The organism is Allobosea sp. P4_C6, assembly GCF_056402015.1.
Window position 1 is genome coordinate 1 of record NZ_JBFUIF010000002.1, and the last position, 14,968, is coordinate 14,968.

A 14,968-nucleotide genomic window follows, 5' to 3' on the forward strand; every position below is an offset into this window, starting at 1 on the left:
CGCCCGCGGCGCCCGCCGCCGGTCTGGAGGCCGAATGCCGCCCGTCGGCGAAAGCACCGAGAACACCGAAGAGGACTCCCGATCGAACCGCCGCCCAATCGAACTCATCGACTCGCCGGCCTTCCAGCGATCCCAGATCTCAGCCCGCTGGGCCGCCGAATAGTAGATCCGCCGCCGCTGCTTCATCACCCACGCTCCATCTCCAAAGGAAAAGTAGCGTGTTGCGATTACCGATTGAGACCACCGTCGTAAGCGGGCGTCATGCAACGTCTAGGGAACCGACCCTGACCACGCGCCGTTGGTCTGTCGCCCAAGACGACGAGAACCCGGGATGCGCGAGATCACGATGAAACTGTCCGGTGGCTGCAACTGCGGACAGGTCCGCTACGAACTCGACGGCGAGCCCATCCGCGTCGGTATCTGCCATTGCGAGAACTGCCGGAAGGAGTCCGGCTCGGCCTTCTCCTTCTTCGGAATCTGGCCCAAGGCCAGCGCGATCCTGTCCGGCGAACTCAGCTGCTGGCAGAGTCGCGCGGGCGGCGATCGCTTCTGCCCGAAATGCGGCTCATCTCTGTTCTGCTGGAACGACGAGTCGGATGAGATCGAGATCAAGCTCGGCACGCTGGACGGGCCGCCCAGCGCGCTGCTGCCGGCCTATGAACTCTGGACCGTCCGCCGTGAGCCGTGGCTGGCGCATCAGAAGGGCGCAGAGCAGCATACGCGTGATCGGCAGGATTCCAGCGCCTGACCCGGTCCGGCGCGCTCATGACACGGACGGAAGCTCCGGTCTTTGGATCCCGTCCGCGGAAACGGGCACTCAGGCGTACGCCACCCAGCCGCGGAACGCGAAGCCCGCATAGAACAAGCTGACATCCCCGAACCTCGCTTCGCGCAGAAGCTGCTCGTCATCTTCGGGAGAGAGGATCGGCAGGCGCGCGCCGATCATGGACCGCGCCTTCTGCGCCTGCGCTTGGTCGATGCCCGAAGCGGCCGCGAAGGCGGCATAGCGTGACAGCCAGAGGTCGCGATCACCCTCCCCTTGCGGAAAACTGAAATGCGCGACGGCCAAGGGCGCACCGGACTTGAGGCGCCGGCGGACCTCTCGAAGCGTGCGCAGGCGCTCCTCGCGTTCGACGAAGTGCAGGGTCAGGATGCAGGCCGCGCCATCGAACGGCCCCTCGGGCGCGATGTCGATCAGGCCGTGGTGCAAATCTGCGCGAGCAGCCAGTGGGCCGAGCGTCAGCCGCGCGAGATCCAGCATCTCGGCTGATGGATCGACACCGTCGAAGCGCCAACCGGGCCGGGCTTCGGCAAACACCTTGATCTCCAGGCCGCCGCCTGCGCCGAGCACCAGGATCCGCGCGTCATCCGGCGCCCGCTCCGCGAGGAGAAGCGTGACCATGCGCTGCAGATCGGCGAGACCGGGAACCAGGCGTGGCGGGCCTTCGGCATAGCGGGCGACGGCTTGCGGATCAGAGAATGCATCCATGCTCGAAGGGTCTCCGGTCCGGCGGCGCATCTCGCCGCTATTCGAGAAGGGGTGGCGGCGCTCCTACTGAATCAGTTTCTGCGGAACCACGCTCAAGCTCTTGAGAAAGCCCGCGAAACGCAGCAGGCCGTCCGGCCAGGGGCCATGCCCCGACTCACTGTTGAGATGGCCGCTGTCGCCGGCATCGACGAACTCCGAGCCCCAGGCTTCGGCCAATTCGCGAGCCTCGTCCGACGTGCAATAGGGATCGGTGGCGCTTGCGATCAACACCGAGGGGAACGGCAGCTTCTGGCGGCGATGCGCGATGAAATCCGGCCCCATGCCCGGAACCGCTCCCTTCGCCTTCTCCGAAGCCGGCGCGACCAGGAAGGCACCGGTGACCTCACCGGGATGTAGATGTTCAGCGGCAAAGGCGACTGCGCTGCAGCCGGCCGAATGCGCGACGAGCACGACCGGCCGCGTTGCGCTGCGGACGGCCTGGACGATCCGGTCGGCCCAGAGATGGCGGGAGGGCTTGTACCAGTCCGCCTGCTCGACGCGGCGCGCCGTCTTCAGGCGGGTTTCCCAGCGGCTTTGCCAGTGGTCGGGCCCGGAGCCCGACCAGCCAGGGATGATCAAGATATCGACGTCGGAGGATTTCATCAGGCGTAGATAGCCCCGCCGCCGCCGAAGTCCAGCCCGTCAGCTCTCGCCGAATACCCGGCGGAAGATCGTGTCGACATGCTTGAAGTGATAGCCTTCGTCGAACATCGCCTTGAGTTCGGAAGCTGCGAGCTTCTCCGCCACGTCCTTGTCGGCGAGCAGATTGGTCAGGAAGTCCTCGCCATGCTCCCAGGTGCGCATCGCGTTGCGCTGGACCATGGAATAGGAATCCTCGCGGCTGGCCCCGGCCTGCGTCAAGGCGAGCAGCACGCGCTGCGAATTGTGCAGGCCGCCGAGCCGGTCGAGGTTCTTGCGCATGTTCTGCGGATAGACCAGCAGCTTGTCGACGACGCCGGTCAGCCGCGCCAGCGCGAAGTCGAGCGTCACCGTCGCATCGGGGCCGATCATACGCTCGACTGACGAGTGCGAGATGTCGCGCTCGTGCCAGAGGGCGACGTTCTCCAGCGCCGGCGTGACCATGCCGCGCACGAGGCGCGATAGCCCGGTCAGATTCTCGGTCAGCACGGGATTGCGCTTGTGCGGCATCGCCGAGGACCCCTTCTGGCCCGGCGAGAAATACTCCTCGGCCTCGTAGACCTCGGTGCGCTGCAGATGCCGGATCTCGGTCGCCAGGCGCTCGATGCAGGAAGCGACGACGCCGAGCGTCGCGAAATACATCGCATGCCGGTCGCGCGGGATCACCTGCGTCGAGACGGGCTCGACGGTCAGGCCCATCTTCGCGGCGACGTACTCCTCCACGCTCGGATCGATATTGGCGAAGGTGCCGACAGCGCCCGAAATCGCGCAGGTCGCGATCTCCGCCCGCGCCGCGACGAGGCGGGCGCGGCAGCGATCGAACTCGGCATAGGCCTGGGCGAGCTTCAGCCCGAAGGTGACCGGCTCGGCATGGATGCCGTGCGAGCGGCCGATGGTCGGCGTCAGCTTGTGCTCGAAGGCGCGGCGCCTGATCGCGGCGAGCAGCGCATCGACATCGGCGATCAGGATATCGGTGGCCCGCGCGAGCTGGACCGACAACGTCGTGTCGAGGATGTCCGACGAGGTCATGCCCTGATGGACGAAGCGCGCCTCCGGCCCGACGATCTCGGCCAGATGCGTCAGGAAGGCGATGACGTCATGCTTGGTGACGCGTTCGATCTCGTCGATGCGCGCAACGTCGAAGACGGCATCCCTGGCCTTGGCCCAGATCGTCGCGGCAGCCTCCTTTGGCACCACGCCGAGCTCGGCCAGCCGGTCGGTGGCATGCGCCTCGATCTCGAACCAGATGCGGAAACGGGTCTGCGGCTCCCAGATGGCGACCATCTCGGGGCGGGAATAGCGCGGGATCATCGCAAGCCTTTCATACAATGCGCGCCGTCATCCCGGACAAGCCGCGAAGCGGCGCCGATCCGGATCCATCGAGGGGCGTCGCGCCCTATGATGGATTCCGGGTCTGCGCTTCGCTCCGCCCGGAATGACGGAGCCCTTTCAATTCAAACCCACGCGCCGCGCGCGGCTTCCGCCGCCTTGCGGATCGCTTCGATATTGCCGGCATAGGTCGAAGGCCCGCCCTTGAACACCGCGGAGCCGGCGACCAGCGTGTCGGCGCCGGCCTTCGCCACCAGCGGCGCGGTCTCGGGCGTCACGCCGCCGTCGATCTCCAGCGCGATCGGCCGGTCGCCGATCAACGCCTTCACCTGAGCGACCTTCTCGACCACGGAGCGGATGAAGCTCTGCCCGCCGAAGCCGGGATTGACTGTCATCAGCAGGATGAGGTCGACATCCCCGATCAGTGCCTCGGCCGCGCTCGCCGGCGTGCCGGGGTTGAGCACGATGCCGGCCTGCTTGCCCTGAGCCTTGATCGCCTGCAGCGTGCGGTGCGGATGCGGGCCCGCCTCGACATGGAAGGAGATCAGGTCTGCGCCCGCTTTGGCGAAGGCTTCGACATAGGGGTCGACGGGCGCGATCATGAGATGCACGTCGAAGAACTTTTTCGTATGCGGGCGGATCGCCTTCAGCACATCGGGGCCGAAAGTGATGTTGGGCACGAAATGCCCGTCCATCACGTCGCAATGGATCCAGTCGGCGCCGGCCTCGTCGATCGCGCGCACCTCTTCGCCCAGCTTGGCGAAATCGGCCGAGAGGATCGAAGGAGCGATACGGATGGAGCGCGTCATGGCCGGGGGTTTAGCGCCCCGGGACGCCTGCGGCAATCAGGCGGAGCGCAATTTCACCGGAAAGGACAGCCTTCTATCGGCTTCCGCGATCTCCGCCACGACTTGCGCGAAGGCCGGGCGTAGCTTCAGCCGCGCGAACCATCCGGCCAAGGCCTCGAAGCCGTCGAGCGAGGGGCCACCAAGACGGCGGACGAAAAGCACGCTCATGAACAGGGCGATATCCGCCAAAGAGAGCCGGCCGCCGAAGAATTCGCGGCCCGCCAGCTTCTGTTCCAGCACCTCGTAATGCCGCAGCAGCTCCTCCTCGGCGATCAGCGCATCGGCCTCTTGCGCGATGCGGCGGTCGCGGTCCGGCGATGGCGGCGCCGTGCGGTGCATCAGCGGCCTCAGCGCCTGGAACAGAATTTCGTCGCCATAGAGCTCATCGAGACGGCAGCGCGCCCGGTCGACGGGTGAGTCCGGCATCAGCTTCGGCTCGGGATAGGCTTCGTCGAGATACTCGTTGATCACCGTTGAATCGTAGAGCACGAGCCCGCAATCGCTGAGCACCGGCACCTGCCGCTTCGGATTGAGCGCCAGCACCTCGGGATGCCGTGGGTCGTACCCGGTCGTCTGGTTGAACGGCACCATGATGCGCTGGAAGGACAGGCCTTTTTCCTTCAACGCGATCTCGACCTTGCGCGAGAACAGGCTCAGCGGCCCGCAATGGAGTGTGATCATGGCGCGGCTCTCCTGCGACGTCCAAAGCCTCGCAGGGCCCCGCGTCAACGCCCGTCAGCAGCTTCCCGGCGCCGGATACGGGCCGCGACACCGCCCAGCAGCCAGGGCAGCAGGTAGATCGGGAACTGCGCCAGCGCGAAGAACAGAAAGGTCGTAGGCGAGACGCCGGCGCCGAGCGCCGCGACCAGCAGCCCCATGTTCCGCTGCCCGGTGCCATAGCCGATCATGAAGCGTTCGGACGCCGGCAGCCGCCGCAGCACCAGCCATGCCGACAGGAGCCCCGCCGCCGAGACCGCGAAGACGCAGGCCAGCACGAACAGGACGAGCCGGGGATTGTCGAGCGCGGCGCGCGTCACCCCATCCATCGCCGCGATGGCGAAGATGAAGTACATCAGCACCCCGAAGCCATCGAGATTGGCCTTCATCGCCCTGATCCGCTCGACGCCGAGCCAGGACCGCAGCGCGAAGGCGATGGCCATGCCGCCGCCGATGAAGATCAGCAGCCTGAGCGCCAGCACCCAGCGGTCGAGCGGCACAGCGGCCCCCGCGAGCAGTTCCACCAGCAGCGGCGCGACGATCGGACTCACGATCGTGGTGACGATGACGCTGGCGATGATCAGCGACGGCTCGAAGCCGTAGAGGATCGCGACAGCCGGCGACGACATGATCGGCGGCGCCGCGCCCATGATCGCCAGCCCGAGCACGATGCCCGGATCGAGATTTTCCCGCCCGACAATGAGCAGAGCCCCGCCGATGATCAGCACCGGCCCGGTGACGAGCCATAGGCAGGCCGCGGCGAGCTTGGCTGGGCGCCGTAGCAGCCGGGCGGTGACGCCGAGGTCGACCCGCATGAATACGACCGTGGTGAAACAGAAGATGGTGAAGGGCAGTACCGGGCGGGCCGCGGCGGAGAATTGCGGCAGGGCGAGCCCGAGAAAGATCGAGAGCGCGAACCCCTGGGTACCGTAGCGCCCGAGCCATGCGAGCGCGGCGGCGAGAAAGGCGGCAGGACGCATCGGCACGGCTCTGGAATCATTCGTGAAAGAGCCGCACACTGGCCCATGGCGGATGAAGCGTCACCTGCCTGCCAAGCGGGGCGGTTCTGCGTCGGCATAAAATTGCGCCTGAATCGACCAAAGACTGCCTGAGATCATCGACCGGAGCGAATTGGCGCAGAATTTGCGAAAGATTTGGCCATTCGACGCAAAATACGGTCGCGCCGCTGACAAGCCGCCGCAAACCGGTATTTTTGCAGGGAAAAGCGTTGGCAGGAGCAGGTCATGAAGGTGGATACGATCGTACTCGGCGCCGGGATCGTCGGCATTTCGGTCGCGCTTCACCTGCAGAAGGCCGGGCGCTCGACCCTGCTGGTCGACCGGCGGGGACCTGGCGAGGAGACCAGCTACGGCAATGCCGGCCTGATCCAGCGCGAGGGCGTCTACCCCTACGGCTTCCCGCACGATTTCGGCGCGCTCATCCGCTACGCGATGAACAACACCATCGATGCGCATTATCATTGGCAGGCCATCCCGAAGCTCGCGCCCTTCCTGTTCTCCTACTGGATGCATTCGCGCGCCTCCCACCATGAGGCGATCGCGCATAAATACGCGACGCTGATCGAGCATTGCGTCACCGAGCATGATGCGCTCGCGCAGGAAGCCGGCGCCACCGAACTCCTGCGCCGCAACGGCTGGATGAAGGTCTTCCGCACCGAGCAGCAGCGCGACGAGCGCCTTGCCGAGGCTGCCCGCTGGCACCGGGAGTTCGGCCTGAACTATCGGGCGCTCGACATGGCGGCGCTCAAGGCCGCGGAGCCGCATCTCGATCATTCCAGCCTAATCGGCGGCCTGCACTGGACCGACCCGACCACCGTCATCGATCCGCTGGGCCTGTCGAAGGCCTATGTCGCGCTCTTCGAGAAGCTCGGCGGCAAGCTCGCCATCGGCGATGCGACGACGCTGGTGCAGAACGGCGCCGAATGGAACGTCACCCTCGCCGAAGGCACCAAGGCACAGGCGAAGGACGTCGTCGTCGCGCTCGGCCCTTGGGCCGACATGCTGACCAACAAGCTCGGCTACCGGCTGCCGCTGGCGGTGAAGCGCGGCTACCACATGCACTACAAGCCGCAGGGCAACGCCGTGCTCAACCATCCGGTGCTCGACACCGAGCGCGGCTATTTCCTGGCCCCGATGCAGCAGGGCATCCGCCTGACCACGGGCGCGGAGTTCGCCGATCGCGACGCGCCCAAGACGCCGGTCCAGCTCGCCCGCGCCGAGCCAATCGCCAAGGCGCTGTTCCCGCTGGGCGAGCGCCTCGACGCCGAGCCCTGGCTCGGCCGCCGCCCCTGCACGCCGGACATGATGCCGATCATCGGCCCGGCACCGAAGCACAAGAACCTGTGGTTCTCCTTCGGCCACGCCCATCACGGCCTGACGCTGGCCGCCGTCACCGGCCGCATGATCGCCGAGATGGTCAGCGGCCAGAAGGTCTTCGTCGATCCGGCGCCGTTTGCGCCCGCGCGGTTCATTTAGCCAGTGCCGTCATTCCCGGGCCGCGCCTGCGCGGACCCGAGAATCTCTTCACGGAAAAAGCGCCCTCTCCTGCACGAGATGCTCGGGTCAAGCCCGAGCATGACGCCCGGCGGATAGCCGGTCTGCACCGGGCCCCCTCGCCTCGCTGCGCCGGGCCTGTCACGATCCGGCTCCCGATTCTTGACCGAGACCTCGCCATGGCCCTCGCCAAACCGCCCGTCCAGGACAATGCCTATGCCGCCGCGCTCGCGCTGCTGGACCGGGTGCCGCTGATCGACGGGCATAACGACCTGCCCTATGTCATCCGCAAGGATGCCAGGGCGAAGGGCGACGTCGCCGCCTATGGCCTCGACAAGGTCCATGCCGAGGGCGACACCGACATCCCGCGCATGCAGGCCGGCAAGCTGGCCGCCCAGTTCTTCGCGGCCTATGTGCCGCCGAAGCAGGCCCGGCCCGCCGGCTTCGCGCTCGCCCAGATCGCGCTGATGCGCGATATCCTCAAGCGCCATGCCGATGTCTTCCGTCCCGGCCTGTCCGCGGCGGATATCGAATCCGCCAAGGCCGAGGGCCGGATCGCGCTGTTCATGACCATCGAGAACGGCACGGCGCTCGACAACGAGCTCGACGCGCTCGATGCCTATTACGATCTCGGCGTGCGGCTGATGACGCTCTGCCACAACGACACCACCGACTGGTGCGATTCCGCCACCGACGCCCCGCGCCACAACGGCCTGACCGCGTTCGGCAAGGACGTGCTGCGCCGGATGAACAAGCTGGGCATGGTCATCGATCTCGCCCATGTCGCGCCCCGCGTGATGCATGACGCGCTCGACGTCTCCAGCGCTCCGCTGGTCTGGTCGCACTCCAACGCCTTCTCGCTCTGCGACCATCCGCGCAACGTGCCCGACGACGTGCTCGATCGCGTCGCCGGCAATGGCGGCGTGGTCATGGCGACCTTCGTGCCGGACTTCATCAGCCAGGCCTCGCGCGACTGGCACCGCCCAGCCAAGGATCAATACGGCAAGACACCCGATGGCATGGACTACGCAAAGGTCGAGGCCGAGATCGCACGCAACACCGGCCCGCGCCCGAAGGCGACGCTGGTCGAGTACTGTGACCATGTCGAATACCTCGCCAAGCGCATCGGCCACGACCACATCGGCATCGGCTCGGATTTCTTCGGCTGGGTCAATCCGGACGGGCTCGAGGACACCACGACCTTCCCCTCAGCGATCGCCGAGCTGATCCGCCGCGGCTGGTCGGAGGAGAATCTCGCCAAGCTCGCGGGTGGCAACACGCTGCGGGTGCTGCGCGCGGTCGAGCAGGCGGCGGGCTGAACACCAAGTGTTGTCATGGTCGGGCTTGTCCCGACCATCCACGTCTTTTCTTGTCAGGCGCGGGGTTCAAGACGTGGATGCTCGCCACAAGGGCGAGCATGACGTATGAGCTTGCCCATCGCGCCCGACCGTCCTGAGCGCGATGCAAGCCTCACCGCAAAGACAAGACCTGACCTCTCCATGACCGGTTCCGGCACCGACCGTACCCGCCCGGCCCTCCAGGGCCCCGCCCCCATCGTCATCCTGGTCGAGCCGCAGCTTGCCGAGAACATCGGCATGTGCGCCCGCGCCATGGCGAATTTCGGCCTGTCCGAGATGCGCCTTGTCGCCCCGCGCGACGGCTGGCCCAGCGGTGGCGGCCTCAAGAAGGGCGCGACGGCCGCCGCCTCCGGCGCGACGCATATCCTTGAGAACGCCCGCCTCTTCGCCAGCGCGGCCGAGGCCATCGCCGATCTCAACTACGTGCTCGCCACCACCGCCCGCGAACGCGGCCAGATGAAGCGCGTGCTGACGCCGGCCGAGGCGATGCCGGAGGTCGCGGAGCGCGTCAGCGGCGGCGAGCGCGTCGGCATCCTGTTCGGGCGCGAGCGCATCGGCCTGACCAATGAGGAGATCAGCTTCGCCGATGCGATCCTGACCTTCCCGGTCAACCCGGCCTTCGCCTCGCTCAACCTCGCACAGGCCGTGCTGCTGAACGGCTACGAGTGGTTCAAGACGACGGGCGGCGAACCGCCCTTCCGCGAGAATAACCCCTCGCCGCCCGCGAGCCGCGCCACGATCCTCTCGATGTTCGACTATCTCGAAGGCGAGCTCGACCTCAGCGGCTTCTTCCCGGCCGGCAAGAAGCCGGTCATGACCGCCAATCTGCGCGACATCCTGCACCGGCTCGACATGACCGAGCAGGAGGCCCGGACGTTGCGCGGCGTCTTCAAGTCGCTGGTCGAGGGGCCGAAGAAGGCGCGGCTCCTGGCGCGGCAAGCCGAGACGCCGGACCAGTCAGAAGAATAAAAAAGCCGGCCCCGAAGGGCCGGCTTGTCTGGTCCGGGGGGTCTCGAAACGCCCGGTCAGAACTGATACTTCAACGTCGCCTTCACGGTGCGGCCCGGCTCGCTGTAATAGTCGCGGGCCTGCGCCAGCACCCCGGTCGGGACGTTGACCGCGTCGAAGTACTTGCGATCGAAGATATTGTAGACGCCGATCTGCAGTTCAAGGTCCGCGATCTGCGGCATCGGGCGCCACCAGGCCGAGGCGTTGAAGATGGCGTAGCCTGGTGCCCGGAAGCCCTGAGCGCTACCCGTCGTCGCCGCGACGTCGTCACGCTTGCCGGCGAGTTTGGTCGAGACTTCGGCGCCCCAGTAATCCGTGCCGTAGGCAATCGCGACAATGCCCTGCACCGGCGGGATCGAGTTCAGGTAGGTGTTGTCGGTCTCGTTCTTGCCGTGGGTATAGGCGAACGAGCCGCGCACCAGCCAGTTCGTCGCGAAGGCATACTGCCCATTGACCTCGACGCCCTGAATCTCGGCTTGCGGGATATTCCGGAAGGTGGTGATGCCGCCCTGCGGATAAAGCCCGCCGACGCCCGGCGCCTGAGACTGGTAGCTCTCGATGAAATTGCGGTAGTTGCTGTGGAAATAGGTGACCGAGCCGCCGAGCTGCTTGTCGCCGAAGCGCAGGCCGACATCGATGCCGTTGCCGGTTTCAGGACGCAGGGTCGGATTGCCCGCGCGCAGATAGGTGGAGGGCCCACCGAAGCGGCCATAGAGTTCGTCGGCTGTCGGCGCCCGGAAGGTCTTGGCCCACTGCGCGAAGAAGGTCACGTCCTTCACGAAGGGCGCGTTCTTCAGGATATCGTATTCGAGCCGGACGCGCGGCGACCAGCCCGTATCGCTCGATGACGGCGGCAGGCCGACCGGGCGCGAGCCGCCGAGCGTATAGGCCGGCGTATCCTGCGGCTTCTCCTCGTACCAGTCAAAGCGCACGCCGGGCGTGATGCGCAGGCGATTGTCGATGAGGCCGATCTCGTCATGCACGTAGATGCCGACGAGCTTGCCGTCGACCTTCGGCTGGTCGGCCTGGTTGCTGAAAAGATTGTTGCAGGTGGCAAGCGCCCCTGTGAACGAACCGGACGCCGGACGCGCCGGGCAGTTGTCGACACCGGCCGAGTACTGTTCCAGCGACGACATGCGCAATTCCGTGCCGACCATCACGCGGTGCGTGAGCGCACCCGTCTGGAAATTCTTGATGACGTGGCCGTTGAAGCCGTAGGCGTTCTCTTCATTCTCGTTGTTGCGCGCATAGGGCCCGATGATGGTGGTGTAACGCCAGGCATTGACGAGATCGTTGCGCTTGAGGCGCTGCCAGTAGGCAACGGCATGGGCCTCGTCGAAGAACGAGCCAGGCACCTTGTAGTCGTAGGTCAGCGAAACGCGGTTGCGCTCGACATCCTCGCCGGTCTGGTAGGAGCCGGGGCGGAAGTTGCCGGTCAGCGACACCGTGCTGGTGCGGGTCTGCACCCGGTCGGCGCGCTTGAAGAGCTCGCCCTGAATGCCGAAGCGGTGATCCCCGACCTGCTGGTAGAGTTTGGCGAGGAAATTGTACTGGTTGAAATCGGACGGGTTGGGGGCCGTACGCGCTGCGCCGATCGACTTGTTGGTGCCCTTGTTGTCGATCTCGTGCCCGTCGCGGAAGCTGCCCTGCAGCAGGACGGAGGTATTGCCCATCTTGGCCGCAGCCGCGGCGCTGCCGAACCAGGCGCGGTCCGTGCTGTCGTAGCCGGTCTTGGCCAGCGCGCCATAGGAACGGCCGTTGCGCAGCAGGTCCTCGGGATCGAGCGTTCGCACGGCCAGCGCGCCACCAAGCGCGCCGCCGCCCAGCGTGCTGGCGCCGCTGCCGCCGCGCAGCAGGTCGAGCGTGGACAGCGAGTCGAAGTCGAAGGCCGCCCCTATTCCGCGACCGTTGACGCGCGTGTCGGTCAGGAAGGGTTGGCGGATGCCGTCGATGGTCGTCAGCACGCGCGCGCCGTCAAGGCCGCGGATGTTGAGCGAATTGGTCTGGCGGTTGAAGGTGATGCCGGCTTCGACGCGGTTCGAGAGATCCGTCAGGCTCTGGATCTGCTCGCGGTCCAGTTCCTGGCGTGTCGTGCGCGTCGTCGTGGGGCCGCTCAGCAGCGCGCCGCCGGGCACGCCCTCGCCCTGCACATTGATCTGGTCGAGCACGACCGGGGCATCGCCGACCAAAACCGGCGCTGGCGCCGCCTGGCGGGTCCGTTGCTGCGCCTCAGCGGATGAAGCCAGAAGCACCAATGCCAGGCTCCCAAGCGCCACGCCCCCGCGAAGCCGACCGGAAAGATACCCCATCGCCCGTGTCCCGTCCTTGTCGCGCGGCGGTTGAGCCTGCGCAGCAATTTAAAATGAGTAAAAAGAAGGCCCTATACGCTCGAATAAGGCTGATGGACCGATATTGATCGTAATGGATACTGTCAATTGTCGAGAAAGATTCAGCAAAACAATAGATACGTTCTAATAAATAACTATTCCAATGTAGAACTGCATCGTCTCTTCCGGGCGACATCACGCATCGCTCCCGAGGTCGTGATCGCCGAAGTCATGCCTGCCGCCGCTCCGGCCATTGCAACGTCGCCGACAGCGCGCATTGTCCTGTCATGAATTCCCGCCACACCAGAACGACCCGCCGCAAGCTGCTGACCGGAGGCAGCGCCATGGCCGCCGCTTTCGCCATCTCCGGCCGCAGTTCGGCTGCGACAGACGTCGATATCGTCGTCGTCGGCGCGGGTGCGGCGGGTATCGCGGCCGCCCAGGCGCTGCGCGCAGCGGGGCGCAAACCCATCGTTCTGGAGGCGCGCGGCCGCGTCGGCGGGCGTGCCTTCACCGATAATTCGCTCGGCCCGGCCTATGACGCGGGCGCGATGTTCATCCATTGGGCGGAGCGCAATCCGTGGGTCCAGATTGCCCGCGAGCTCCGCATCGAGACGGCGGAGGAGTCCTGGGGCGGTGGCTTCCGCGTCTTCGCCAACGGACGCCCCATGGCGGATGCCGATCGTCGCCGCCGACGCGATACCTTCAACCAGATCGACCGCCGGCTTGAGACTGTCGATCTCGCGGCACGCGATATGTCGATCGCGGAATTGCTCGGCGACCTCGGCCCCGACAGCGCTCCCGTTGCGGCATCTGGCTTGCTGCTTTCGATCGGTGAGGAATCCAGCCGGATTTCGGCCCGCGACTATCAACGCCTCTGGTCGGGCGACGATCTCGTCATTCCCTCCGGCTACGGCGATCTCGTCACCCGCTCAGCCGCCGGCCTGGATATCCGGCTGAACGAGCCCGTCGAAGCGATTCGCTGGGATGGCCCCTCCGTCACGGTGGCCTCTCGCTCCGGCGAGTTGCGCGCCAATGGCTGCATCGTCACCGTGCCGGTCGGCGTCCTCAAGGCCGGCGCTATCCGCTTTACCCCGGAATTGCCCGCCGCGACCCGCGATGCTCTCACGGGCCTGCATATGGGCGCGCTGACCAAGATTGCGTTTCGGGTCGAGGGCGATCGTTTCGGCCTCACGCCGGGGGCGAGCCTGCTCGAGGCCGGAGCGCCCGAGCGCATGATGAATTTCGACATGTTCCCGGACGGCAAGGACATCGTCATCGGCTATTGCGGCGGCGACTATGCACGCAAGCTCTCCGAAGCCGGCACGCAGGAGGCGCGCGCCCATGTCGTCGACCTGCTCGCGACGATGGTCGGCGCCGATTTCCGCAAGGCGGTCAAGGCGGTGTCCTTTCCGGCCTGGTGGACCGACCCCTTCTCGCGGGGCTCCTATTCCGTCTGCGATCCCGGCCACGAGAACGCCCGGGAGGCGCTTGCCCAACCCATCGGCGGCCGGCTCGTCATTGCCGGCGAGGCGACTGCGGGCGGCGGCGCCATGACGGTCGGCGGCGCCACGCTGGCCGGCCGCGCTGCAGCAACGGCGCTCGCGCGGCTCAAGGCCTGACGACAGGGTTTCGTCCCTCTACAGGATCAGTTCCCAACTCTGCCCGACCAGATGCTGGCCGAAGGAATGGTGCGTTTCCTCGGCCACCAGCCGAAAGCCCTCCGCGAGATAGATCGCGCGCGCGGCATGGAGGATATCGTTGGTCCAGAGCACCATGCGCGTATAGCCCGCATCACGGGCGAAGCCGATCGCCTCGCGCACGAGCGTCTTGCCGAGCCCCAGCCCCTGCGCCCGCCTCTCGACCAGCACGAGCCTGAGCTTGGCCGTAGCCTCATCCTCCTGCACGACGAAGGCCGATCCGGCCGGCGCGCCACCCAGCTCGGCGATGAAGCAGCGCTCGCGCCCCGGCTTGAAATCACGCAGGAACTTGGCCGCGATCTCCGCGACGAGTGCCTCGAAACTCAGATCCCAGCCGTAGTCCTCGGCATAGAGCCGACCATGGGCAGAAATCACCCAGCCGATATCGCCAGCCCGATGCTCGCGGATGACGGGTTCTGAACGGGCTTGCGGCTCCGATGAGAGAAAGCCCTGCGTCGTGTCGAGTGCGTCGACCAGATTCGCCTGCTGCGAGGGGTCCAGCCAGGACAGGATCGCTCGTGCCTGCGTATCGGAAGCCTCATCCAGCGCAGCGAAGAACGCCCTGCCTTCCGCGGTCAGCCGCAACCGCCACGCCCGCCCGTCGGCCGATGATCGGCTGCGCTCGATCAAGCCCTGCGCCGCAAAGCGCTTCAGGATGCGCGAGAGATAGGCGGGGTCGAGATCGAGCGCCTTCGCCATCTCCGCCGCCTGCCAGTCGTCGCGCTTCGCCAGTTCATAGAGCACGCGTGCCTCGGTCAGCGGCACGCCGGAGCCGTGCAGACTGCTTCCGAGCGCGCCAACCCAGCGGGTGTGAAAGCGATTGAACCGGCGGATCGCCGCTACGGCAGCGTTTTCGATAGAGTCCATGGCTCACCTCCGCAGCCGGAATCAGCCAGCTTAGTGGACCAAGTCAACTAAATTCAGGACATCAATGCAGGGCATCGTTGACTCTCCTTTAACCGGTCTCTGGCGGAGTCGGATTTTGACGTCTCGCGGCGCTG

At 66.3% G+C, this 14,968-nt stretch carries 13 protein-coding genes and 1 pseudogene; 5 read left to right on the top strand and 9 right to left on the bottom strand.

Annotated elements, in window-relative coordinates; genetic code table 11:
- Window positions 1-186, bottom strand: a pseudogene (locus tag AC1DVA_RS01690) (IS30 family transposase); the annotation flags it as partial.
- A 145-nt stretch (window positions 187-331) separates the two neighbouring features.
- Between AC1DVA_RS01690 and AC1DVA_RS01695 the strand changes: the two are divergent.
- Window positions 332-748: a GFA family protein gene (locus AC1DVA_RS01695; protein ID WP_442864994.1), complete on the top strand. Its 417-nt coding sequence runs from the start codon at window positions 332-334 to the stop codon at window positions 746-748.
- 69 nt (window positions 749-817) lie between these two features.
- Here AC1DVA_RS01695 and AC1DVA_RS01700 read toward each other — a convergent pair whose 3' ends face one another.
- The 6 genes from AC1DVA_RS01700 to AC1DVA_RS01725 all read right to left on the bottom strand — a co-directional run bounded on the left by AC1DVA_RS01700 (window position 818) and on the right by AC1DVA_RS01725 (window position 6,041).
- The gene (locus AC1DVA_RS01700; RefSeq protein WP_476804891.1) at window positions 818-1,489 is read right to left on the bottom strand and encodes a class I SAM-dependent methyltransferase; all 672 of its coding nucleotides are present in this window, start codon (window positions 1,487-1,489) and stop codon (window positions 818-820) included.
- A 63-nt stretch (window positions 1,490-1,552) separates the two neighbouring features.
- Window positions 1,553-2,131: an RBBP9/YdeN family alpha/beta hydrolase gene (locus tag AC1DVA_RS01705; RefSeq protein WP_476804772.1), complete on the bottom strand. Its 579-nt coding sequence runs from the start codon at window positions 2,129-2,131 to the stop codon at window positions 1,553-1,555.
- 39 nt (window positions 2,132-2,170) lie between these two features.
- Complete coding sequence (purB, locus tag AC1DVA_RS01710) at window positions 2,171-3,478, bottom strand: adenylosuccinate lyase (protein WP_265053950.1); 1,308 nt, start codon at window positions 3,476-3,478, stop codon at window positions 2,171-2,173.
- A 143-nt stretch (window positions 3,479-3,621) separates the two neighbouring features.
- Window positions 3,622-4,305, bottom strand: coding sequence for a ribulose-phosphate 3-epimerase (gene rpe, locus AC1DVA_RS01715; RefSeq protein ID WP_265053951.1), 684 nt, complete (start codon window positions 4,303-4,305; stop codon window positions 3,622-3,624).
- A gap of 36 nt (window positions 4,306-4,341) precedes the next feature.
- The gene (locus AC1DVA_RS01720; RefSeq protein ID WP_265053952.1) at window positions 4,342-5,025 is read right to left on the bottom strand and encodes a glutathione S-transferase family protein; all 684 of its coding nucleotides are present in this window, start codon (window positions 5,023-5,025) and stop codon (window positions 4,342-4,344) included.
- A gap of 44 nt (window positions 5,026-5,069) precedes the next feature.
- Complete coding sequence (locus AC1DVA_RS01725) at window positions 5,070-6,041, bottom strand: hypothetical protein (RefSeq protein ID WP_476804892.1); 972 nt, start codon at window positions 6,039-6,041, stop codon at window positions 5,070-5,072.
- A 264-nt stretch (window positions 6,042-6,305) separates the two neighbouring features.
- Between AC1DVA_RS01725 and AC1DVA_RS01730 the strand changes: the two genes are divergently transcribed.
- From AC1DVA_RS01730 to AC1DVA_RS01740, 3 genes are all read left to right on the top strand, one after another.
- A complete protein-coding gene (locus AC1DVA_RS01730) occupies window positions 6,306-7,556 on the top strand; it encodes an NAD(P)/FAD-dependent oxidoreductase (RefSeq protein ID WP_476804773.1) in 1,251 nt (416 codons plus the stop codon).
- A gap of 197 nt (window positions 7,557-7,753) precedes the next feature.
- Window positions 7,754-8,893, top strand: a complete 1,140-nt coding sequence (locus AC1DVA_RS01735; protein WP_476804774.1) for a dipeptidase — start codon at window positions 7,754-7,756, stop codon at window positions 8,891-8,893.
- Window positions 8,894-9,073: 180 nt separating this feature from the next.
- Window positions 9,074-9,901 carry an RNA methyltransferase gene (locus AC1DVA_RS01740; protein WP_476804775.1) on the top strand — a complete coding sequence of 276 codons (828 nt, stop codon included), beginning with the start codon at window positions 9,074-9,076 and terminating at the stop codon, window positions 9,899-9,901.
- 56 nt (window positions 9,902-9,957) lie between these two features.
- Here AC1DVA_RS01740 and AC1DVA_RS01745 read toward each other — a convergent pair whose 3' ends face one another.
- A complete protein-coding gene (locus AC1DVA_RS01745) occupies window positions 9,958-12,192 on the bottom strand; it encodes a TonB-dependent hemoglobin/transferrin/lactoferrin family receptor (protein ID WP_476804776.1) in 2,235 nt (744 codons plus the stop codon).
- A 419-nt stretch (window positions 12,193-12,611) separates the two neighbouring features.
- On the opposite strand from AC1DVA_RS01745, the gene AC1DVA_RS01750 reads away from it, so the two are divergent.
- Window positions 12,612-13,889, top strand: a complete 1,278-nt coding sequence (locus AC1DVA_RS01750; protein WP_476804777.1) for a flavin monoamine oxidase family protein — start codon at window positions 12,612-12,614, stop codon at window positions 13,887-13,889.
- An 18-nt stretch (window positions 13,890-13,907) separates the two neighbouring features.
- On the opposite strand, the gene AC1DVA_RS01755 is transcribed toward AC1DVA_RS01750, so the two are convergent.
- On the bottom strand, window positions 13,908-14,834 hold the full coding sequence (locus tag AC1DVA_RS01755; protein WP_265053959.1) for a bifunctional helix-turn-helix transcriptional regulator/GNAT family N-acetyltransferase: 927 nt from the start codon (window positions 14,832-14,834) through the stop codon (window positions 13,908-13,910).
- Between the last annotated feature and the right edge of the window lie 134 nt (window positions 14,835-14,968).